Consider the following 23,227-nt stretch of genomic DNA (forward strand, 5'->3'; position numbering starts at 1 on the left):
TAATGCTTACCGCTTTAATTAGTAGTCTCGGGCAGGCTCGAACTGCCGACCTCTACATTATCAGTGTAGCGCTCTAACCAGCTGAGCTACGAGACTCTGTTTTAGATGTTAGATTTTAGATACCAGAGGTTAGACTAATCTCTAACTTCTAATTTCTAACTTCTTTTTCTAAATCTCTTCCCGTTACTAATTTCTAGTGGGTTTTATTTTTAATATATTTTATAAGTAATAAGTAATCGGTAATGAGTAATTTTTATATTCCACGCTGTTACACTTGGATCTTTTTACTTTTACCTTTTTACTTTTCCTTATAAAGCAACCAATAAAAAACTAAAGCTGAAACTTTAAGTAAGTTCCGTATCTTGCGATACTAATTTTGTTTATCGTCTTTAAGACGCTCTAAAATGAGATGTTCCAGCCGCACCTTCCGGTACGGCTACCTTGTTACGACTTAGCCCTAGTTACTTGTTTTACCCTAGGCAGCTCCTGTTACGGTCACCGACTTCAGGTACCCCAAACTTCCATGGCTTGACGGGCGGTGTGTACAAGGCCCGGGAACGTATTCACCGCGCCATGGCTGATGCGCGATTACTAGCGATTCCAGCTTCATAGAGTCGAGTTGCAGACTCCAATCCGAACTGAGACAGGCTTTCGAGATTCGCATCTATTCGCATAGTAGCTGCCCTCTGTACCTGCCATTGTATTACGTGTGTGGCCCAAGGCGTAAGGGCCGTGATGATTTGACGTCATCCCCACCTTCCTCTCTACTTGCGTAGGCAGTCTCACTAGAGTCCCCAACTGAATGATGGCAACTAGTGACAGGGGTTGCGCTCGTTGCAGGACTTAACCTAACACCTCACGGCACGAGCTGACGACAACCATGCAGCACCTTGAAAATTGTCCGAAGAAAAACACATTTCTGCGTCTGTCAATTCCCATTTAAGCCTTGGTAAGGTTCCTCGCGTATCATCGAATTAAACCACATAATCCACCGCTTGTGCGGGCCCCCGTCAATTCCTTTGAGTTTCATTCTTGCGAACGTACTCCCCAGGTGGCTAACTTATCACTTTCGCTTAGTCTCTGAACCCGAAAGCCCAAAAACGAGTTAGCATCGTTTACGGCGTGGACTACCAGGGTATCTAATCCTGTTCGCTCCCCACGCTTTCGTCCATCAGCGTCAGTTAAGACATAGTGACCTGCCTTCGCAATTGGTGTTCTAAGTAATATCTATGCATTTCACCGCTACACTACTTATTCCAGCCACTTCTACCTTACTCAAGACCTGCAGTATCAATGGCAGTTTCACAGTTAAGCTGTGAGATTTCACCACTGACTTACAGATCCGCCTACGGACCCTTTAAACCCAATAAATCCGGATAACGCTTGCACCCTCCGTATTACCGCGGCTGCTGGCACGGAGTTAGCCGGTGCTTATTCGTACAGTACCTTCAGCTACTCTCACGAGAGTAGGTTTATCCCTGTACAAAAGAAGTTTACAACCCATAGGGCCGTCGTCCTTCACGCGGGATGGCTGGATCAGGCGCTAACCCATTGTCCAATATTCCTCACTGCTGCCTCCCGTAGGAGTCTGGTCCGTGTCTCAGTACCAGTGTGGGGGATCACCCTCTCAGGCCCCCTAAAGATCATCGACTTGGTGAGCCGTTACCTCACCAACTATCTAATCTTGCGCGTGCCCATCTCTATCCACCGGAGTTTTCAATATCAATCCATGCGAATCAATATATTATGAGGTATTAATCTTCCTTTCGAAAGGCTATCCCTCTGATAAAGGCAGGTTGCACACGTGTTCCGCACCCGTACGCCGCTCTCAAGATCCCGAAAGATCTCTACCGCTCAGCTTGCATGTGTTAGGCCTCCCGCTAGCGTTCATCCTGAGCCAGGATCAAACTCTCCATTGTATGTTTGTTCTTGACTCACTCAAAGTTTTTTTACGCTTTAGTTTTTCTTTACTTGGTTGTTATATTGTATGTCAATGACCTTCTTTGTCTTCCGCTTTTTAACGAAGCAATCTTTTCTGTCAGTGCTGCTCCGTATTTGCGAGTGCAAAAGTAATAACTTATTTTTTAATGACCAAATGTTTTTGAAAGAAATTTAAAGTTTTTTTTCTTAACCCCAAACCCTCGAAATCCATCTAAAGCCAACCTACTCCTGCGCTCCCTTAATCGGGACTGCAAAGATACAACTCTTTTTTTATCCCGCAACCTTTTTCTTAAAAAAATGTTGCGCTTTAAAATTGATGTATTGTCTCTTTTTAGTAGTCTCTTAAATTAATGCCGCTTATCTAAAAGCTCTTCTGCGCTACTGAATATACTCTCGTTTTCAGTGGGGCAAAAGTAGGACTTTAATCAGATACAATCCTAATTTATTTAACATAAAGTTTACTTTTGATTCATATTTAATCTCTAACTTCCTGAGCCCTAACGACAATAATTTTAAACTAATGTTTGATTTGTTGAGTGTAGTGTGGGTGGCGGGATTAGCGTTTTTGAGAGGTTGCAGAGTTGGAGGGTTTGAGGGTTTGAGAGTTTCAGCGTGGAAGGGTTTGAGGGTTTCGGCGTGGGAGGGGGTGGAGTGTTGAGGATTCATTAAGGGTGGTTTTTTGTTTTAGCGTAACCCTGGACGCTCAGTTTTAACCGACGCTGCGATAGGCCGCCTCTTCAGCACTCGGGTTTATTACTGAATGGCTGGCTTTCTTTAATACTGATTCCTTTTTTTAATCCAGCTGGCTTTTTAGTGATTGGATATTATTGCGGCGAGTATTTTAACAATGTGAGTTCGACATAAAAATAGAGCTAGTTAACTGAACATTGTAATTACAAAGTGGCTTTAGCCGAGTTTATCGTAGGTTTCGGCTAAAGCCGATCTTCATGCTTATAGGGTAAAATGGGCTAAAGCCCATTTCTATTGATATCTGAATAATATAGTTACATCGAACTCACGTTAAATATAAAGACTACCGCTGAAACAGCGTCTTCTACCCTAGCCCGGATCGCAGCGGTTACCCCACAGCGGAATTGGAAGCTTTGGGAAGGAATGGGTTGAGCGGGGGAGCGCATGGGGAAGCGTCGGCGCGAGGAGTAGTAGCGGAGAGCCGGATTAAGCTCCTGAAGAAACTGGGTTTGGGAGTGGGAGTGTTTGAGAGTAGAAGAGTTTGAGGGTAAGAGAGGGTGGGAGTTGAGGGTTCTGTATGAGAAAAAAGCAATGTGTGCGGCTGTTTGTTGAGGCCATGTGGGCTGGGTAGGTGAAAACAGGATGTGATCTTTCCTGTGAAGTTACAGATGTTTTTGTAATCTGTTGATTTTTTCTTTGTCTGCCCTGTGGTTTGGTTAGCTAAAGAAATCGCTTGGTTAAAAATTTATACATAAAATATCCGATAAGGCACCCGATGGTATCTGCGACAACATCCAGGGTTTCCATGGATCTTCCGAGGCCCATTTCTTCCTGGAGAATTTCCGTAAGAAAAGCGTAAATAAGAATAATCTGAATGAAATAGTGAAACCTGATCTTAGGAAATGCCGCCATGAAGCAGAATCCCAGGGCTGCAAAAATGCTGAAATGTAAAACTTTATCAATCCCATTGAACATAAACCAGTATTCGTGGTTTTCTTCGCCGGGTCTGAGAAGCATATACGTAAGAAATGCCCAATAAATGGGCAGTATCTTACTAAATATTTTTGAAATTTTATCCAATGATCGACTGATATTCTTCAGCAGAAAGCAATTCTGAATGATCGGCACCTTCAGCAACTTCTAATTTGATGATCCATCCGTTTCCGTAAGGGTCAGAGTTCAATAGTTCAGGTTGATCTTCAAGGTCGGAATTAAATTCAATCACTTTCCCGGAAATAGGCAAGAACAAGTCTGAAACTGTTTTTACAGCTTCTACACTTCCGAAAACGGCTCCTCCTTCCAATTCATCATCTACGGTATCTACATCTACATAAACGATATCGCCAAGCTCTCCCTGAGCGAAGTCTGTAATACCGATTGTAGCTACGTTACCTTCGATCTTAATCCATTCGTGATCTTTAGTGTACTTTAATTCTGATGGTGTGTTCATTTTTAATTTTTTATTTGGTACAAATGTATTCAAAATTCTACAAGCTTCAAATATCGGATCTAAAAAATGTCCTCCAAATTGAAGGACATTATCATTTATTTTCGTTTTTATTAAAAACCTCCTGAATCCCCGAAGGTAAACGTTGCGGAAATTCCTGCCCGAATCGTTGACAGCGGGAACGCCGTTGAGATTTTGTATTTCGAAGTCATCTGCTCGTAAAAGACTCTCAGGTTCAGATTTTCAGATACATTGTAGTCTGCCGATATTTTAATATTCATGAGCCTTTGTCCTCCGGTAACCTGTGAATCATCCAGCAAAATGTTGGTGATGCTGGTTCGGCTGTCTCTCAGGGAAAAATCGCCCCTGATATTAAGATCGCTTCCTTTAGCCTTTCCTCTTCCCCGTACATTGGTCATTCCCAATCTGAAGTTCCTGATGATGTATCCTACCCGCACGACATATTCACTGTTTGAATCTTCTGTGAGCGTATGGTTTACCAATCCCAATAGCAATGTTCTTAATCTATTGTACTGGATACCGAACTGCATATTATTTCTCATCGTCATGTCTACTCCGATCAGTGGTGAGAAATTTTCTACGTAACCCACCTGGGCAAATGTAAACGGATTGATGTAATCATCGTTAATATCTCTCTGTGTCGCATTATAATTATTCAGTGAATTAAAATAATCAATACTCGACTGAACACCCGTTGCGGTATAGGTTGCCTGATACGCGTGCAGGATATCGAATTTAGAGAACTGACCATTAATGATCGGAACGTTTCTCAATCCTGAATACGTAATCTTCCAGTTCGGAATCGGAAGCCCCGCCTTCTTAGGATTGCCCATCATTTTTGGAGTTTTACCTTCTACCGCAGCCCTGAAAGCCGGGATAAGAATGTAGGCATTGGAAATTCCGTAGCCGTCTTTGAATCCGTTCGGCTCCAAAGCTCCCGGCATCTGCTGAGATAATATCCTTGCATTTTCCCTGATGGCCTGATAAATTGCCGTACCATCCTTAAACGCTGTTTTCAGCAAAATTACAGAATTGGAATAAGTGACCATATCATTCGCAAATGTATAACCGGGATCAGCCGTTCCCGAATCGGGATTTATATAATTGAATCCTGTATGTGTAAAATTCCTATTGTAATTGTGAAGAGCGCTGATATCAATTCTGAGGTCATTCATCGGCATGATCTGCAGGTTTGCCCGCAATTCCCTTGTTGACATCCGGACATAAGGATCCGTCATGAACTGAGAGTCGCTTACCCAGCCATTCTCCATCACTGTTCTTCTGATATCTGCCTGTGAGCCGAAAAGGAATCCAATGGTAGGACCACCCAATGTCTGTCCGTACCCGTACCAGTTTGGCGCTGAAAGCAATCCCGGAAGTACCGTTCCGTTACTCTCAGAATAGTTGACATCTAATTGTTTCATGGATGTCAACAGATATGCCATGCTCTGAAGAGGAGTCAGCCTGTTTTTAAATTTATACTTTTTATAGGCATATTTATTTTTTTCCCACTGCTGGGTATACGCATTATTCAACGAATCGATTTCCTGCTTGCGCTTCTGAAGTTTGGCTGAAATATTCTTGAAATATTTAAACTGGCCGAAGAACTTCGTAAAATCTGCCGTACCGGTAGCCTGAATCACATTGGTATTCTGACCGATTGACCCTAAACTTCCGTCAGGACTTGCCAAAAGAACCGTAGATCTTGCATTCCAGTTATAAGTAAACCCATACTGTAATTCGGCATCGATGAAATCCAGATAAGGAAGATACTGGAACGGCAGTTTATAATTCAACTGAACCCTGTGATTGTACAATACCGGTCTTCCGGATCTGAACACATTTCCGAAAATCGAAGTGTTATCCATGGTATTCACATCTACATTATCATTCAAAGTTCTGGTTGCAGAATTGATTTCAAGCTTTAAAGATTTTGTGAAATTAAATCCTAATCCATATTGCCATCCGAAATAGAAATTTCTGTTTTTGATGGCCCCGAAGTCATCATTATAGTTTCCATTTAAAATCGCATCGATATTACGGAATTCAAGTTCGTTGTAATTCCTGTCGACTTCCGTTCTGAAAGAGAATCTTGTCGGTATCGGATTAAAGTTGAATTCTTTTACCCACTTCAGGTATTTTGTTGATTTTGCCGTATCACTGATCATTTTATTGAACGGACGGATTACCCAAGGCTTAAAGGTATAATTGTAATCTACATATCCTCTCAGATATTGTCTGTAGTTTCTCTTGGTATAAATATCCCTGTAGAAATCGTCATTGTAAACGGCAGTCACAGAAATGTTTTCCACATCATAGAATTTAGGTCTTCTGTTCTGGTTCATTCTTTCCTTGTGCATGTTTACGACACCGATGCTTCTCTGTTGGGTATATGTTCTGGCCACTTTTTTAAGCTCTTCCCTGTTGGCTGCTTTTTTAAATTCAACATCGGTATCCAGAGGATTGTACTTCGGATCTTCGATGGTCTGAGAATACGAATAGTTTACCGGAATTTTGACACCGCTTTTTTCAGGCAGTAATTTATCAACATTCACGGCCGTATTAATACTGAAAGCTGATTGTGTCGATTGATTTCTTTCAGCAGGTTTAGAATCAATATTTCCAAAACCTACGGAGGTATATGACGCACTGGTGTTCACCGTAGCGAAATCTCCAAGATTGAAATTTAAACTTGCGTTCCCCGCGTAGCCTCCATCATTTTCAATTTCGGAAAGACGGATTTCGTTTACCCATAATATCCTGTCTAAAGAAACGCCACCCAATTCTCCTCTCTGATAGCCATTTCTAATACCAATCATTATGGTTGTAACATTTCCTAAGCTCGGACGTCCTTTGATGTATAATTTCTTATAAGTTCCTCCTTCATCAAATAAAGGATCCATAATTCTTTTAGTGATATCTCCTGGATTATTTTTATCTCTTCGTAGTTTAGCATCTACAAAATCCTGGATATTCAGATCCACATCATTTTCCATCGGCCAGATTTCCATAGGTGCAGTTGCTGTGGTTGGAGTTATTTTCAAGGCAGACTCGTATTCATAATAATTGTCTGTCGCATCACTTCCAAAACGGATGAAGAACTTTGTATTTTTATCAAGTCCCTGAACACGGTTGGTAGGATCCTGAGCATGAACAAAAAGCTTCAGCTTTTTATATCTTCTCATATCGAGGGTGGTATTTTTAAATACTCCTTTCGCTTCTGTAATAGGCAAGTCTTTAACTTTTAAATATAAAGAAGCTTCATTTTGTCTCTGTGCACCGGCATTTCCACTCAGAATTTGTCTGTCAATTCCCGGAGGCAATACATAAGGTGGCTGGTTTAAAGCATTTTCTTCAATGTTTACACTTCCCACTTCAAGATTACCAATGGTAACGTCATCCGTTGAACCTTCACTGGTAGCCGGATCTGCGACACTATTGGTTCCGAACACCGCTACATTTTTAGGATATTTTCTCCAGTCTGATCTCACAAGATCCATCGTTCCGAATCTTAGAGTAGAAGTCTGATCAAAGCCTGTTAATAATAATCTTGCAAATCTTACATTATTTAAAATTGAAGGATCATGATCTCCTGCAGTGTTCACATATTGTGAAACAGGCACTCGGAATAAATACCATTTTACCTGCGAAGTCTGCCCGTTCTGGAATTGTGCCTGAACAGTTTTAACATCAACAATATTATTCTGTCCTAGCGTTAAACTTCCCTGATCAAGTTTTACTTCGTACTGATTATAGCTTTCACTTTGATCCAGGTTATAATCTTTATTAATATCTTCCGAATCCGGAGTCTGCGTAGACACCTCCAGAGAGTTGCTTTGTGAATTTCCTTCCGGTCCTCTGAAATATTTATACCTCTGTACTAAAGACGCTGCCTGATTTCCTGTAAATTTATCAGACATGTAGAATACAAAATCATCCACCGCCGGGTCGGAGATATTGGTAACCGGGTTAACAAATGTATTTCCAAAGAGAGCCGCTTCCTGATCTGAGCTTAAGCCGTCATACCCTAAATCCTGAGCTGTTCTGTCTGCACCTTCGCTTGAGAATGCATACAGGATTGGTGGCTGCTTCGGCTGGATTCCCCAGTTTGAGTTTGTGGTAACCGATGGAGCGGAAGGCGTAGGCAGTCCGTTTTCATACTGCATTTGACCGTCTTTAAGGATATCTTCGGAAACGTTCCCCAGCTGTAATAAAAGTTTCGGATTGGCACCGAGATTATTTCCATCTGCATAAGGGTCCATCATCCAGAATTCCACATATTCGATATTGGAACTTACAAAGTTTGAAACCGAGATCGGTCTCATAATACCTGCCCATCTTACAGCCGTGCTTTCTGCAGCAGGGTTTGCATTGTATGGTCCTTTTTCTGCCGGGTAATAAGAAATATCGAAAGTATTGGTGTACGTCTGCTCACCGGCAACGAAATCCCTGTTATTAAAAATTTCAGAAAACTGAACCCTTCTGGAAGCATGGTTGGAAACCGACTGGGGGGTAATTCCGCTTGGCGCCCTTCCACCGACTCCCCAGAATCTTGGGTCGATATTATACCATGATAACAAACCTCTTCCGTAACCTTCTCTGATGTCATTGTTCCTCCCGGCACCTGCAAAAATAGCATCTCCCTGGTTCTTCTCGGGTTTTGAAGCGAGGCTCCATGCAGTAGGTTCTTTTAAGGTAATCTTGGAAGTGGTCTGCTCAAAATCATCAATGTATGACTGGTCATTGATGCCTTTATTCAGACCCGGAAGCAAATAGGCAGCTTCCATTTTAAAGTTTAAATTAGAAGGAGCTTCGGTATTTACCAAAGGTATTTTATCTGTTAATCTTGTAAGGAACGGCAACTGATTGTTATACATCAAATTGATCCCGGCCATGGTATTGTTTACGGCTTCCTGTCCGTAATTTACCTTTTGGGTCAGTGGTGACTCGGAATAATTAACAACCGTTGCTCCAAGAATAAAGTTTTCATTAAATTTTCTTTCTAAATTCAATCCTAAGAAACGCTTTCTTTGCGTATTAAAGGTAAGCTGATTTTCTAATGAAATATTGATAGCCTGGCCGGACTGTTTCACCTGTTCGTTGATGATCGTCACTGTACCCAACATGTAATCTACAGTATAGTCGATCCCTTCGGTCAGCTGAACGCCGTTTGCCGAAACTTTTACAGAACCCTGAGGAACGTTTACGGCACCAAGGGAAATCCCCTGCCCTTGTGTTCCTTTATACCGGCCTTCGATGGTATACCGCTGCGCCAGGTTGCTCGAAGTGGCCACCTGCTTCTGCTGGGCATATAAATCTGTAAATACATATTGCGGATCATTACTTCCGATTACCGACTGGATATAGCTACCGAATGGCTGGGCCTTGGTAAAGATTACCCTTCCCGTTTCCGGCCTTATGGTAATACCGTTGACAAAGTCGAAAATACCGTCACCGGTCGTATTTCCATTGGTCTGTAAATCGCCGTTGGCATTGAGTCGGTCCCAGTTCAGTAATTTGATGAGAGGAACATTATTTACCTGCGGATTATTGGCAACCGGAAGATAATTTAATTTACCTCCGGACTGCGGATCCCTATACAAAACGTTAAGGATAAATCCGTCCTGAATAACCTGTCCGGCATCAAGGGAATAGATGTTCTTCATCATCAGATTCCACATAGGAGAGCTCGTTTTGACCGTAGTATTCGGCTTTAAAAGCTTAGCCATCAGCACTGTACTTTCTTCGGAGAATTCCCCTACTTTGTACACCTGGTTGCTTCCGTTCACCGTATAGGAGAATGAAACTGCCAGAAGCTGATTATCATTTAATTTCTGATTTAATGAAATGTATCCTAACTGCGGCTGCAATACATATTCATTGGTATTTAATCTTCTCGCTTTTTTATTAAAGATAAATTCTTCGCCGTCCTGGTACGCTGCTGTTCCACCGGAAGCAACGGGGAGATTGGCTCCCTTAATAGCATTGTAAGTTGTACTTGCATCCCTTAATCCAGGTAATGCATTTACGGCGGAATACAGATTAAAGCCCGGCTGGTCATTATTCGGAAGAACGCCCGGCGCATCCCCTAAATCCCTAACCCCAACAATACTTTTCTGGTACTGCAGGTTGCTGTTCCCCTGATCGAGCACCCAAACTTCCATTCTGGTGATGCTGATCTTGGAATTGATCTGAGGATAATTTAAGAGCGCATTATCATAGTTATTCAGGAAATAATGCCCGATAAAGTAGTGCTGGTTGTCTTCATAATCAATGGCATTCAGTTTAAAGGTATTCATGACCCCTCCTCCCTGAACGGTAATATTCCTGGCCTCGCCCTGTTGCTGGGACAATACAACCGTTCCATAGGTTTTTCCCAACTGGAATTCTGTTTTGACCCCAAATAAAGACTGCGAACCACGGATAAGACTTGTAGAAAGGGGCATATTCACATTACCGAATTCCACTCTCTTGATGATCTTGTCTTCGCCGCCTGCACTGGGTTTGTCTACGTCCTGAAGCCCTTTCTGCTGGAGATCTTTCCAGCTTCCTTTGGCCTGCCAAACGAGATTCATCCTGTTTTCAAAGGCAAAACCGCTTTGGGTATCATAATTGGCCTTCAACTGAAGGTTCTCCCCTACTTTCCCCAATAAGCCCAGCTGGATCCTCTGATCGATGTCAAAGGTAAAACTGGTCCTGTTCTGTGGTAAGATCAGAGGATTATCGATTTTCTGGTATAACCCTGCAAAGTCAAAAGAGACATATCCCGAAGGAATGATCTCAATTTTATTGCTTCCGAAAATGGTTTCAAAAAGACGGTTATTGATCGTAAGAGAAGGAATTAATCCTTTTCTGGCGGCGTCGCTTTTGTCTTTTCTGAACATCAGGCTGTACCGGTCAGACTTTTCTTTGTAATAAGCCCGGGTCTGCTCAGCCATCATAAACTCCTTGTAGTCTTCGGGAGACATGGCTGTGGGAGGTCCCACAATGGTATTCCCTATCTTCGGATATACATAGTACATCCCCGTTTTTATATCATAGTAGGCTTCATACTGCGTAGGATCTGCCAGCTGATAGTCTTTTTTTATGATTGCTGTGTCCCGAACCGCCGGCCTTTGCTGTGCAGAAGTCATGACAGACATGCACAGGAAAGACAGGAGCAGGAATAGGTTGAAATACTTAAAATTTGCCACCAAATGTTAAATGTTTTTTAAAATTTGTTTTACCAATTCTTCGATTGAAATCTCCGGATTTTGCTTTAGGATTCTGTCTGCAAGCTTCTCGCTCATCCTTTTAGGAATACCCAAAACTTCCAAAGCAGATAACGATTCTTCCTTGACTTTATTATTCGCGATGGTAGAAATATTCTCCTCCGGATTGCTGAATTTCTGTACTTTATCTTTAAGGTCTACGATAATCCTTTCGGCCGTTTTGGCGCCTATTCCTTTCGCTTTCTGGATCAATGCACTGTTCCCCGAAAGGATGGCAGAAGCGATCTCATCAAGGGATAAAGTGGAGAGTAAAATAAGGGCGGATACCGCTCCTACTCCATTAACGCTTATTAACAGATTGAACATCTCTTTTTCCGATCTGGTTTTGAAGCCGAACAGCAAATGTGCATCTTCCCTGATGATCTGCTGAATAAAAAGAATGGTTTCCTGATTGACGGTAAGGGTCTGTGAGGTCATTAAGCTGATCCCTACATAGTAACCAACGCCCTGAACGTTGATCACGGCGTAAGTAGGCGTAAGTTCCTGAACAATGCCTTGTAGTGAAAATATCATTATTAATTTTTAAAACTCCCAAATATAGCAAATTAAACTAATTAATGTTTTCATTTCATGGACGAATGATTTTTAACTTAATTTTTAATTTGAATTTTAAAGATATGCCACAAAAATAAGAGACTTGAAAAACACCATCCGATACGGATTTTAAATTCATCAGGATGAATTGAGAAAATCATCAGGATAAATCCGGGAAATTATCAAGATAAATTCCAAAAGTTATCAGGATAATATTTTCAGACTATATATAAAAAAACAAAGACTCCATAAATGAAGTCTTTGTTGTACATATTTTTAACTTAAAAATTCTCTAGTGAAAAGATTATTTTTTGTCTTTAACCTCTCTTCTCTGAGCATCCAGGACGGCTATGGTGGCGAGATTTACGATCTCATCAACGCTTGAACGCATCTGGAGCACATGAACAGGCTGCTTTAATCCCATCAAAACGGGACCTATCACCTGCGCAAGCTTCATCCCTCTGAGTATTTTGTAAGAAAGGTTGGCACTTTCAAGATTCGGGAAGATGAAAGTATTGGCAGGAGTATTTCCTAATTTTGAGAACGGATAATCACTCAGGTGATCGGAATCCATGGCAAAATCGGGCTGTATTTCTCCGTCAACAATCATTTTAGGGTATTTCTCGTGGAGAATGCTTACTGCTTTGGCCACTTTTTTAGATGTTTCGGAAATGGCGGCAAAGTTTTCAAATCCCAGCATGGCGATTCTTGGCTCTATGGCAAAAGATTTTACCGTAAGTTCTGCCATTTTAGCAATATTCACAAGATCTTCGGCGGTAGGATTCTGGTTGATGGAAGTATCTGCAAAGAAAATAGGTTTCTTCTCAGATAAAATCATCATCATGGCCGCTACTTTATCAACGCCTTTATCTTTTTCGATCACTTCTAAAACCGGTCTTAGTGTAGAGACATAATTTTTAGAGAATCCGACAATCAGTCCGTCGGTATCCCCATGTTTCAGCATTAAAGGACCGAAATAATCTCTCTGGCGAACGAATCTTTTGGCTTTGTATTCATTCATGCCTTTTCTCTGGCGAAGTCTCCAAAGGGTTTCCCTGTATTTTTTACGGTTTTCCTTCTGGTCGTCGTCACTAGGATCGATGATCGGAACATCAAGGCTGATCCCGAAGCGTTCCATTTGTTCTTTAATGTATTTTTTGCTTCCCAAAAGGCTCGGATAGGCAATTCCTTCTTCGTAAAGAATCTGTGCGGCTTTCAGAACGTTGTATTCTTCGGCATTTCCTAAAGTAATTCTCTTAGGGTTTGCTTTTGCGCGGTTCTGCATCATCCTTACCAGCTTTTCATCTCTTCCCATTCTGTCGAGAAGGCTGTTTTCGTATTCTTCGAAGTCGGTGATGTTTTTCCTCGCTACTCCGCTTTCTACGGCAGCTCTTGCTACGGCGCTTGATACTTTCGTAATCAAACGGTTGTCAAATGGTTTCGGAATGAAATATTCTCTTCCGAACTGAAGATTCTGAAGATTATAGGCTAAAATAACGGCTTCAGGAACGGGTTCTTTGGCAAGGTCTGCAATGGCATGAACAGCAGCCAGCTTCATTTCTTCATTGATTGTTTTGGCCTGTACATCCAGTGCTCCACGGAAAATATAAGGGAAACCAAGTACGTTGTTTACCTGGTTGGGATAATCGCTTCTTCCTGTCGCCATGATCACATCTTTACGGGTTTCAATAGCCAGATCATAGGCAATTTCCGGATCCGGGTTGGCCAATGCGAATACGATCGGGTTTTCGTTCATGCTTGAAAGCATTGCAGGAGTCATTACATTTCCTTTAGACAATCCTACAAAAACATCTGATCCTTTTACGGCATCTTCCAGGGTATCGATATCGGTTTGAGCGATAAAATCCAGTTTTTCAGAGGTCAGGTTTTCTCTTCTCTGGTTGATGACGCCTTTGCTGTCGCACATGAGTACGTTTTCTCTTTTTAATCCTAAAGAAATATAGAGGTTGGTACAGGCAATGGCCGCGGCTCCTGCTCCGTTGACCACCATTTTTACTTCTTCGATATTTTTATCGGCGATTTTTAAAGAGTTGATGAGGGCTGCTGCGGAAATAATCGCCGTTCCGTGCTGATCATCGTGCATTAAAGGGATATCAAGTTCTTCCTTTAATTTCTGTTCGATATAAAATGCTTCCGGAGCCTTGATATCTTCAAGATTGATCCCTCCGAAAGTCGGGGCTATTCCTTTTACGATATCGATGAATTTGTCAGGATCTTTTTCGTTGATCTCGATATCAAATACATTGATGTCTGCAAAAATTTTGAACAAAAGACCTTTTCCTTCCATTACGGGCTTTGAAGCCTCGGCACCGATATCTCCCAATCCGAGAACCGCTGTACCGTTGGAGATCACCGCTACAAGGTTTCCTTTTCCGGTATAATCGTAAACGGTTTCCGGCTTATCGTGAATCTCCATACAGGGAACGGCAACTCCCGGCGAATAGGCCAATGAGAGGTCTCTCTGGGAAGAGTGCGGCTTTGAAGGGATCACTTCGATTTTCCCTTTAGGTTCGGCTTTATGATAATCTAACGCGGCCTGATTAAAGTTCTTTTCGTCGCGGTGGTTTTTACTTGACATATAGAATTTTGTTTTTTGATTATAATATATATTGAATGTGGTAACTGACTAAGCTTTCGATAGGCTTCTGAACGATCTGCCCCACATTTAAATTGAGTTCTGCGGCAGCTGCACGCAGGATGTCTTCATAATAATAGGCGATGGATCCGATAAAATTGATCTCGGCATCCGCGGATTCTTTGTAGGGAATCACCTGATAGTCGAAGAAATTGAGCATTTCTTCGTGTACCATTTTTTTAAGGTACGGATGTTCTTTTCTTTCTACCACAAATTTATTAAAATCTGCAAGAAAGGCATTGGGGCGGGTGGTATGGTACATGTTTTTCAGCACTTCATCCACGGTGAGGTTATACGTTTGTTCAAATTCGGATGAAAGATCTGCGGGAAGCTTCTGCATGAAGAATCTTCTGACAAGCTGTTTTCCGATGGCGCTTCCGCTTCCTTCGTCTCCCACCAGGAAACCGAGTGACGGCAATTGGATTTTTATGTTTTCGCCATCAAAGTAGCATGAATTCGAACCGGTACCCAGAATACAAACGATGGCCGGCTTTCCTCTATAGGCGGCATAGGCTGCTGCGGTGAGGTCTTCCTTCACAACGATTTCTGCACCGGTAAATACTTTGCCCAGTTCTTCGATAAGGGTATCGCAGTTCTGCTGTACGCCGCATCCCGAGCCATAAAAGTATATTTTCCGGATGGAATTTTTAACGGAGGTAAGGCTTGTATTTTTTTCAATTTCGGGAACGATAAGTTCTCTGCTGATAAAGTTCGGGTTGAAGCCAAGGGTTTCTGTTTTCAGGAAGATTTGTTTAAAATCGTCCAGAATCACCCAATCTGATTTTGTAGAACCACTATCAACAATAGCCACCATATTTTCCATTTTAGTTTAAGAGTGCTAAATTATGAATTTATCTTTTAAGATGTGGGATAATTGACATGACATATATGTTGTTTTTGGTCTTCGGATTTCTTATTTATTTTATATAATGCAGGAAATAGTTGAGAAGATGCGTGTTTTAGTTTGGCGGAAGGCTTATCTGTTTTGGACGGTGTCATAAGCATTCCGTATCATGCTTTATGCACTTGAGCCAAAGCCTTATCTACTTTGGACAAGGTCTTATCTGTTCCGGACGAAGCCTTGTCTACTTTGGACGGAGCCTTAAATACTTTGGACAAAGCCTTATCTGCTTTGGACGAAGCCTTAAATAGTTTGGACAGGGTCGTATCTGTTCCGGACGAAGCCTTATCTACTTTGGACGGAGGCTTAAATACTTTGGACAAATTTTTATTTCAATCATTAAATTATTTAATTTGCATTAAGAAATATAAAGACTTGTAAGTTCTACATCTATTTAAATAAAGAAGCTGCCTAAAAGTCCGGGTAGTCGTTCTTTGTAATTGCCACGACTTTATCTGATTTAAATAATGATTTTATAGCAGAGCGTAGGATTTGCTCCTTCGGAGCAATATCTGTGTAGATTGATATCAGCATATTATACCAGAACTCCGTCGGAGTTCTATCTTATCATAGCACACCTCTGGCGTGCCTGCGATTTTCTATTGTTTTTTTTACTACACAGATATTGCTCCTCTGGAGCATGAAAAATCACCTGTTGAATTTTCAGGCGAAAAAAAAGGCTGCCCAAACTTTTTGGACAGCCTCTGACTGTTTTAACGCTTTTTGAATTTTATTTTGGAGATGGCTTTGTATTCCGGTGAATGGCTGTCAAGAATCGTGAAGAGATAATCTTTTGCTTTGTTGAAGGTATCTACCAGGTTATCTTCTGCGTTGTAAACCGTCTCGTTTCTTATGCTTCTTGCTGAATTTAAGGGGATGAAGGCGTCTGTAACGGCCTGTGTTGCCTTGAGCATTTCATTTTTTTCTTCCTGCAATACGGTAATCTGATATTCTTCTTCGTTGGGACTGTAGCTGGTGGTATTCTCAAGCAGTGAGATGAGCTGACCGTAGTTGTTGGCCCTGAGATCGTAGCTCATCTGCGAAACGGAGTTTTGCTGCTGCGCTTCTTTTGCATCTGTTGTCGCTAAGGGTTTTACTTTTCTTAAGCCTTTGAGTTTTCGGGCAATGGTCATAAAGTCTTCGAGCTGGGCCTGGGTGACACCTTCCGTTGCTTTATACATTCTACGGAGCTTCGTGATTTTCTTGCTTACCGGGGCAAAGATTTTCTCGCGATGGTCCACGGCCAGAGAATAGGGTGCTAAGGAATCGTTCACCTGCTCCTGGCTTTCGAAAGCAGCAGTGTACATGCTCTGAAGATTGTCCAGTAATAATTTCGGATTGGAAGGATTGTATTTTGCTGCTAAATCAGCAATGTGAGAACATAATAGTTTGGCGTTTGCAATGTTTTTTGCATGCCCGGTTTCATTTTTTGACATAATTTGTAGTTATTAAATTTTATAATGAAGGCCAAATTTAAAAGAATTTGCCATTCTGTACTGTAGTTTTATTTTGACAGTGATACTGAATTGTACTACAAAATAATGTTAAAAAAAACCGCAGAGGGTTTCTGCGGCTGTATTATTGGTTTTTAATTAATTTAAATTATTTATACTTTTTGCTTTCCAATGGGTTTTTAGCGATCACTCCAAAAACAAAAAGAGAGCAACCATTTTTCGTAGGGCTCTCTTCTTAGTAGTCATGCATAAAGATGTCTTTATTGTTGTATCTCCGATTTATTATGGTTGAACTGTACGAGCCAGTCTTCGATCTCGTCTTCAAGATAAGAGGTCTGAAGGATCATGGCATTGATAAAGTCGTCGGGAACGGGTTCATTGTCTGAATTTTCAAGATTCCAAAGCTCCTCAGACATATTTTCATACTCTGAATAAACGCGTTTGAAGCGTGAATTTTCTCTTTCAAGAGCCTCAATATTTTTCTGCTGAAGCTGGAATTTTCTGTATTTGTTTTGATTTTTCATACAAATATTATTAAAATGTGGGCGTAAAGGTTATTGATCGTATGATTTTCAGTCATATACAAGATAGAAAAGACATCAACACAAACAGTTGAAAATGAATTTATTATCAGGTGAAGCTTACGTCGGTTAGAAAATTAAAATTAGAAATTATTTTGAATCTAAAAAAATTTTTAACAACTTTTTTCAGTGTTTAACATATAGTTATAAATTTGCACATTATATCAATCGCATGAGAGATTTACTATTACGGCAGAAACAGGTTTTATTCTTTATCATAGCAGGGGGGCTTAGTGCTGTCGTTGAAATCGGGAGCTTTAAACTGTTCAGTACCGCTATTCCCCGGTTTTTCCCTCGCGAGCTTGATTTCCACGGCATTCATTATCCTTTGAGTAATATTTTTTCCACCAGCTGCGGGATCATCACGAATTATTTCCTGAGCATCTGGTTTGTTTTTGAAAGAGGAAAACATTCCAAAAGAAAAGAGTTTGCCTATTTTATGCTGGTTTCTTTTATTTCAACTTTACTGAGTCTTGGCTTTTTCCAGATTTTCTACAGCTATGTGTTTAAGGACGCGATCGATCTTATGGTGTATACCCTGAGCCCGGAAATCATCAGTAAGGTGTCGGCGATTATTTTGGTTTCCGTTCTTAATTATTCGATTAAGAAGAAAGTAATTTTTAACGGATAGAAATGACAAAGGTTTTAAACTATTTCTGGAGAGCCTGGCTTCTGATCCTGGCCTTTGTGTTTACGCTGATTTTCGGACTTCCTGTTTATATTTTATCATTTAATAAAAAGCATTATAAATATGCGTACCGTTTCGTAAGATACTGGAGCTACTGTATTTTTTACGGTATGGGTCTCCGGTATGAGCTTACCCGGCTTTCCGGTGAAACGCTTGATAAGAATCAGCAGTATGTTTTTATTTCAAATCATACCTCGATCATGGATATCATGCTGATGTGTATTTTGTGTAAAGACCATCCTGTATGTTTTGTGGGAAAAAAAGAGCTGGTGAAGATTCCGATCTTTGGTACCATCTATAAAAGGATATGTGTGATGGTAGACCGTAAAAGCGCCAGGAGCCGGGCAGATGTTTACCGCAGATGCGCCGAGAAAATGGAAGAAGGGAACAGTATCGTCATCTTTCCGGAAGGTGGGGTTCCGGATGATACTTCAGTAATTTTGGATGAGTTTAAAGATGGTGCTTTTACCCTTTCTTCAAAACATAATTCGCCGATTGTGATCTACACTTTTATCGGATTAAAGGAAATTTTTCCGTTTGACAATTCAAAAGGTTATCCGGGTAAAGCAAAAGTGTATTTTAACGGAATTTTATACCCTTCTGCACCTCCGAAAGAGCTTAAAACGGCTTCTTTTGAGACTATAAAAAAAACATTGCTCAAAGACTTTAATTAAAAGAAATAATATATATTTGTTTTCAGAAATTTTCAACAAATATGTCAAATTATTCTAAACAAACCAATTGGGGACAATTCGTTCCATTGGTTACTGTGTTTTTCTTCTGGGGATTTGTGGCGGCAAGTAATGACATTTTGATCCCTGTTTTCCAAAAAGCTTTTAAATTATCACAGACCGAAAGTATGCTTGTACAGATATGCTTCTATGTAGCATATACGGTGGGTTCTTTAATTTATATGGCTGTTTCCAAAGGTATAAAACAGGATTTGGTAAATAAAATCGGTTATAAAAACGGCCTTATCGTAGGACTTCTTATTTCTGCAGCAGGAACCCTTTTATTTTATCCTGCAGCCAATCTGCATTCTTTCCCACTGATGATTTCAGGTCTGTTTATTGTAGGGCTTGGGTTTTCACTGCAACAGATTGTTGCGAATCCTTTAGCTATTGAAGTGGGGCCCGCTGAAACCGGTTCTCAGAGGCTTACCATGGCGGGAGGAATAAATAATTTAGGTACAACTATAGGTCCGCTTATTGTGTCTTTCGCAATTTTCGGTTCTGCCGCAGCGGCAACGACTGACGTAAGTGTGGAAAGCGTAAAGGTTCCTTATCTTATCCTGGGAGTAGCATTCGTTTTGGTAGCTATCATGTTGAAATTTTCTTCTCTGCCTGCTATTACGCCGACTGTTACTGAAAATACGGATGATGTTGTTCCGGGAGAACACAGAAAATCAGCTTTTCAGTATCCACAGCTTTTTATGGGGATGATTGCGATATTCGTTTATGTGGGTGTGGAAGTTTCTACAGCGAGTAATCTTCCTGCTTACATGGAAAAAAGTTTAGGTTTTGAAACGAAAGATGTTGCTCCTTACATCTCTTTATACTGGGCTTCATTAATGATCGGCCGTTGGACCGGAGCCGTAGAAGCTTTTGACGTAAGTGCGGGAATCAAAAAGATCCTGAGATTCCTGGCGCCTTATCTTGCTTTCGGGGTATTCTTATTGGTAAATGCCATTGCAAAACATGATCTCTCGCATTTTTATGTGTACGGATTAATCATCATTGCGATGATCATCTGCGATATCATGAGTAAAGGTAACCCTGCGAGAATGCTTCTGATCTTCTCCGTGGCCGGCATTGCAGCGTTGTTAACCGGTATGTTTACGACAGGTATGGTTTCTGTTTATGCATTTACGAGCGTAGGTTTGTTCTGCTCTACTCTATGGCCATGTATTTTTGCTCTGGCGATCAATGGTCTTGGCAAACATACCAATGAAGGATCAGGTCTGTTAATCATGATGATTATGGGAGGAGGTATCGTAAGTCTTATCCAGGGATATGTGGCCGATCTTACAAACGTCCACTTCAGCTATATTGTGGGCGTGATCTGTTTTGCGTATCTTGCTTTCTATGCCATAAGGGTAAGCGGAATCCTAAAATCTCAGGGTATTAATCTTGATAAAATCACGAAAGGCAGTGGTCATTAATACAAAAAAAACAATATATAAGAAAAGGGTTTGGGCAGGTTTATTACTTGCCCAATTTCTTTTGTTTTATGCATTCTCCAGATCTGCAGTGATGATTTCTGCTTTTGAGTATTTTTTTGAAATCCAAAAGAAAGTTCATCAGGTCATTTTCTCGTGGCTACCTTTTTCTTTCGGAGATGTGTTTTATATTTTAACGGGTATTTTCCTGTTATATCATATCATTCGCTGTTTCAGGAAAAATACGAGAAAAAGTTCTTTGCTGAAAATCCTGGTATTTGTAAATATCTTTTACTTCCTGTATCAAATATTTTGGGGAATGCTGTATTTTCAGATCCCTATCATTAAAAAGCTTCCTTCCCAAAAAGAGCCGACATTGGATAAAGCTAAAGTTTTAGCATTGCGATACCTTGAAAAATGTAAAGAAACCCGAAAACTCGCGAAAGCAGATAAGAACGGTATTTTTATCATTACCGATTTAACCGCCGTCCAAAAAGAAATTCTTACCCGACAGGCTAAGCTTCCAAAAAAAATTTCAGGTAAGTATGTTCCGGAAATAAATTCTTTTAAACCAAGCCTGTTTAAAAAGGTGATGAACTTTACCGGAATCTTGGGATATTATAATCCTTTTACTGCTGAAGCTCAATTCAATTCACAACTCCCCAATACGCTCATTCCTTTTACATCGGCTCACGAAAGTGCCCATCAGCTCGGTTTTGCGAGAGAACAGGAAGCGAATTTTATAGGATACCTGATCGGGATAAATTCTGAAAACACGGAACTGCGCTACAGCACGCAATATTTTACGCTAAAAAGTTTACTGAATTATATTGTTGACAAAGATCCTGATTTTGTAAAGGCTGTCCTGAAAAACTATTCTCCTGAAATGAAGAAAGACAGAGCTTACGAGAAAGCTTTTATCCTAAAACACCAGGGATTACTCGATGATTTTTTCGGATTTACGAATAATCTTTTTCTTAAGAGCAACCAGCAGGATGGGGCCATTACCTACTCTTATTTCATTGATCTTCTGCTGAATTACGAAAATGGATAAAAACAAAAGAATCGTATCAGGCGATACGATTCTAAAAACACAAATGATGAAAAAAAATTTATTACCTTGACTTGTTCCCTCATTCAAGGCGTTGTAAAAGTACAATATATTTTATAAATAAAAAAATATTTTCAAGTTTTTTTTCACAAATTTAGGACAATTCAAAAATGAAAATCATTGGGAGTACTTCTTTACCTCTTTACTTCTCTTTTGAAATACTGGTTATTACTCATCAATAGGTGGATTATATATTTCTCTGAGACATGCCTTTAAGCTTTCTAATATTTTCAGTTTTTCTTGAATTATTCCAATATGGTTATTTTTTAAGCTTAACGCAAATATTGATGAAAATTTAAAAAAACGCAATTTTAATCTACTCATTGGGAGATATTTTTTATAGCTTTGAAAAATCAATATTGATAGAGCGCTTTAAGGAGTGTCTCGATGCTAAAAAAACAAAGAGAGAGATTTTTAGATAAGAGAAATCTCTCTTTCTCTTTAAAATATTACAATGAAATTATACTTTATTATCATTCTTGGACTTCTTTGCAATATATCTTGTTGTCAAGAAAAAAAACAAACCATAATAACAGGTAATATTCCTAATTTACCAGATGGAATGTTATACTTATATGAAGATAACGGCACAAATAATATTGACAGTGTAAATACTAAAAATGGAATATTTAAATTCACTTACATTTGGAAAAAAGGAGGTGAGCCGGTGTATTTAGGTATAAACCATGTAGATGCCAAAGGGATATTCAGATATATAGGTTTTCCTACTCAAGCTCAATATAAAGGAGCCCCTTTAAATCAATCACGTTTTCTCTCGGATCCTGCTATAATTATCAATGGAGAAATTTTTGATAACACTCCAAAGGGATTTTCTGAGAAAACCAGATTAGTCGATCTAAAATCTCCTGTTATTGCAGGACAGCAAACGGAGGCACTTTATCATATTGATGAGGACTTATTCGAAAATATTAATTCTAAAACGTTTCAAATAGTTAAAGAAAAATTAGTAAAATACCCTTTTTCATATCATCTACTATATAAGATTAGCGACAATAAAAACAGCTTCTCTCCGCAACAGATCGATCAATTTTTAGAGCTTTTCAAAGGTGAAATCACAGAAAGCGAATCTTACAAAAAACTTTCTGCTTACAATAAGAAAAGATATACAGAAAAAAACTCATCGCTTCCATTTTTGGAAAATGCGGATGGAGGTAAATCTGCAGTTTTAGATTCAAAATATAAGAAGCATCTTGTTGTCTTCTGGGCAAGTTGGTGTAGCCCATGCAGGCAGGAAATTCCTCTTCTGAAAAAAATATACAAAGCAAAAAAAGAATCAATAGAATTTATTTCCATTTCAATTGATGAAAATAAAAATGCGTGGCAAAAAGCTTTAAACGAAGAAAGGATGGATTGGAAACAACTGACGATTACAGGAAAAGATCCAAACTATGAAAAAATTCAAATGCATTTCAGATTAAATGGTGCCATTCCTTATACAGTGCTTATTGATAATAATTTTAAAATCATTAAATCAAGTGTAGGATTATCTTCAGAAAAAGATTTACAAGATTTTATTGAAAATAAATGATACCATGTAATTTAACAAAATAGATATATCACATAAAATTGAAAATATATTTGTTATTTTGAAACATCTCCTTATTTTAGAGGAAAAATATTAATATGCTATTGGAAAAACTAATTAATCATCTCAAACTCGACAAACAGGAGTTTCTTTTTCAGTTCAATTCCCATCCGAATTATCCGTCAGCCCTGGCATTTAGCGACACGCTTAATTTTATGGGGGTCAGGA

The 23,227-nt window shown here is 39.9% G+C and carries 14 protein-coding genes, 1 tRNA gene and 1 rRNA gene; 6 read left to right on the forward strand and 10 right to left on the reverse strand.

Features of this window, described 5'->3' with window-relative positions:
* Positions 1-22 precede the first annotated feature (22 nt).
* The 8 genes from AC0N32_RS19320 to AC0N32_RS19355 form a co-directional block, all read right to left on the reverse strand.
* Positions 23-96: transfer RNA gene (locus AC0N32_RS19320), tRNA-Ile, on the reverse strand.
* Positions 97-402: 306 nt separating this feature from the next.
* Positions 403-1,919: ribosomal RNA gene (locus AC0N32_RS19325) — 16S ribosomal RNA — on the reverse strand.
* Between the two features lie 1,432 nt (positions 1,920-3,351).
* Positions 3,352-3,648 carry a VanZ family protein gene (locus AC0N32_RS19330; protein WP_476395471.1) on the reverse strand — a complete coding sequence of 99 codons (297 nt, stop codon included), beginning with the start codon at positions 3,646-3,648 and terminating at the stop codon, positions 3,352-3,354.
* A 55-nt stretch (positions 3,649-3,703) separates the two neighbouring features.
* A complete protein-coding gene (gene gcvH, locus AC0N32_RS19335; protein WP_476395472.1) occupies positions 3,704-4,081 on the reverse strand; it encodes a glycine cleavage system protein GcvH in 378 nt (125 codons plus the stop codon).
* Positions 4,082-4,191: 110 nt separating this feature from the next.
* A complete protein-coding gene (gene sov, locus AC0N32_RS19340) occupies positions 4,192-11,241 on the reverse strand; it encodes a T9SS outer membrane translocon Sov/SprA (protein WP_476395484.1) in 7,050 nt (2,349 codons plus the stop codon).
* A gap of 57 nt (positions 11,242-11,298) precedes the next feature.
* Positions 11,299-11,883, reverse strand: coding sequence for a Holliday junction branch migration protein RuvA (gene ruvA, locus AC0N32_RS19345; RefSeq protein ID WP_476395473.1), 585 nt, complete (start codon positions 11,881-11,883; stop codon positions 11,299-11,301).
* 325 nt (positions 11,884-12,208) lie between these two features.
* On the reverse strand, positions 12,209-14,503 hold the full coding sequence (locus AC0N32_RS19350) for an NADP-dependent malic enzyme (protein ID WP_476395474.1): 2,295 nt from the start codon (positions 14,501-14,503) through the stop codon (positions 12,209-12,211).
* Positions 14,504-14,522: 19 nt separating this feature from the next.
* Positions 14,523-15,374, reverse strand: coding sequence for a BadF/BadG/BcrA/BcrD ATPase family protein (locus tag AC0N32_RS19355; protein ID WP_476395475.1), 852 nt, complete (start codon positions 15,372-15,374; stop codon positions 14,523-14,525).
* A gap of 234 nt (positions 15,375-15,608) precedes the next feature.
* Here AC0N32_RS19355 and AC0N32_RS19360 point away from each other — a divergent pair, with 234 nt between their 5' ends.
* Complete coding sequence (locus AC0N32_RS19360) at positions 15,609-15,842, forward strand: hypothetical protein (protein WP_476395476.1); 234 nt, start codon at positions 15,609-15,611, stop codon at positions 15,840-15,842.
* Positions 15,843-16,174: 332 nt separating this feature from the next.
* On the opposite strand, the gene AC0N32_RS19365 is transcribed toward AC0N32_RS19360, so the two are convergent.
* Both AC0N32_RS19365 and AC0N32_RS19370 read right to left on the reverse strand, forming a co-directional pair.
* Positions 16,175-16,897: a hypothetical protein gene (locus tag AC0N32_RS19365; protein ID WP_476395477.1), complete on the reverse strand. Its 723-nt coding sequence runs from the start codon at positions 16,895-16,897 to the stop codon at positions 16,175-16,177.
* Positions 16,898-17,175: 278 nt separating this feature from the next.
* Positions 17,176-17,439: a hypothetical protein gene (locus AC0N32_RS19370; RefSeq protein ID WP_476395478.1), complete on the reverse strand. Its 264-nt coding sequence runs from the start codon at positions 17,437-17,439 to the stop codon at positions 17,176-17,178.
* A gap of 229 nt (positions 17,440-17,668) precedes the next feature.
* Here AC0N32_RS19370 and AC0N32_RS19375 point away from each other — a divergent pair, with 229 nt between their 5' ends.
* The 5 genes from AC0N32_RS19375 to AC0N32_RS19395 all read left to right on the forward strand — a co-directional run bounded on the left by AC0N32_RS19375 (position 17,669) and on the right by AC0N32_RS19395 (position 23,002).
* Positions 17,669-18,127 (forward strand): GtrA family protein, encoded by a 459-nt coding sequence (locus AC0N32_RS19375; RefSeq protein WP_476395479.1) that lies wholly within the window; start codon positions 17,669-17,671, stop codon positions 18,125-18,127.
* Between the two features lie 2 nt (positions 18,128-18,129).
* Positions 18,130-18,858 carry a lysophospholipid acyltransferase family protein gene (locus AC0N32_RS19380; RefSeq protein WP_476395480.1) on the forward strand — a complete coding sequence of 243 codons (729 nt, stop codon included), beginning with the start codon at positions 18,130-18,132 and terminating at the stop codon, positions 18,856-18,858.
* A 41-nt stretch (positions 18,859-18,899) separates the two neighbouring features.
* Complete coding sequence (locus AC0N32_RS19385; protein ID WP_476395481.1) at positions 18,900-20,345, forward strand: sugar MFS transporter; 1,446 nt, start codon at positions 18,900-18,902, stop codon at positions 20,343-20,345.
* Positions 20,335-21,396 carry a DUF3810 domain-containing protein gene (locus tag AC0N32_RS19390; protein WP_476395482.1) on the forward strand — a complete coding sequence of 354 codons (1,062 nt, stop codon included), beginning with the start codon at positions 20,335-20,337 and terminating at the stop codon, positions 21,394-21,396. The genes AC0N32_RS19385 and AC0N32_RS19390 overlap by 11 nt, the downstream gene beginning before the upstream one ends.
* 511 nt (positions 21,397-21,907) lie before the next feature.
* Complete coding sequence (locus AC0N32_RS19395) at positions 21,908-23,002, forward strand: thioredoxin-like domain-containing protein (protein ID WP_476395483.1); 1,095 nt, start codon at positions 21,908-21,910, stop codon at positions 23,000-23,002.
* Positions 23,003-23,227 lie beyond the last annotated feature (225 nt).

The organism is Chryseobacterium endophyticum (assembly GCF_056333165.1).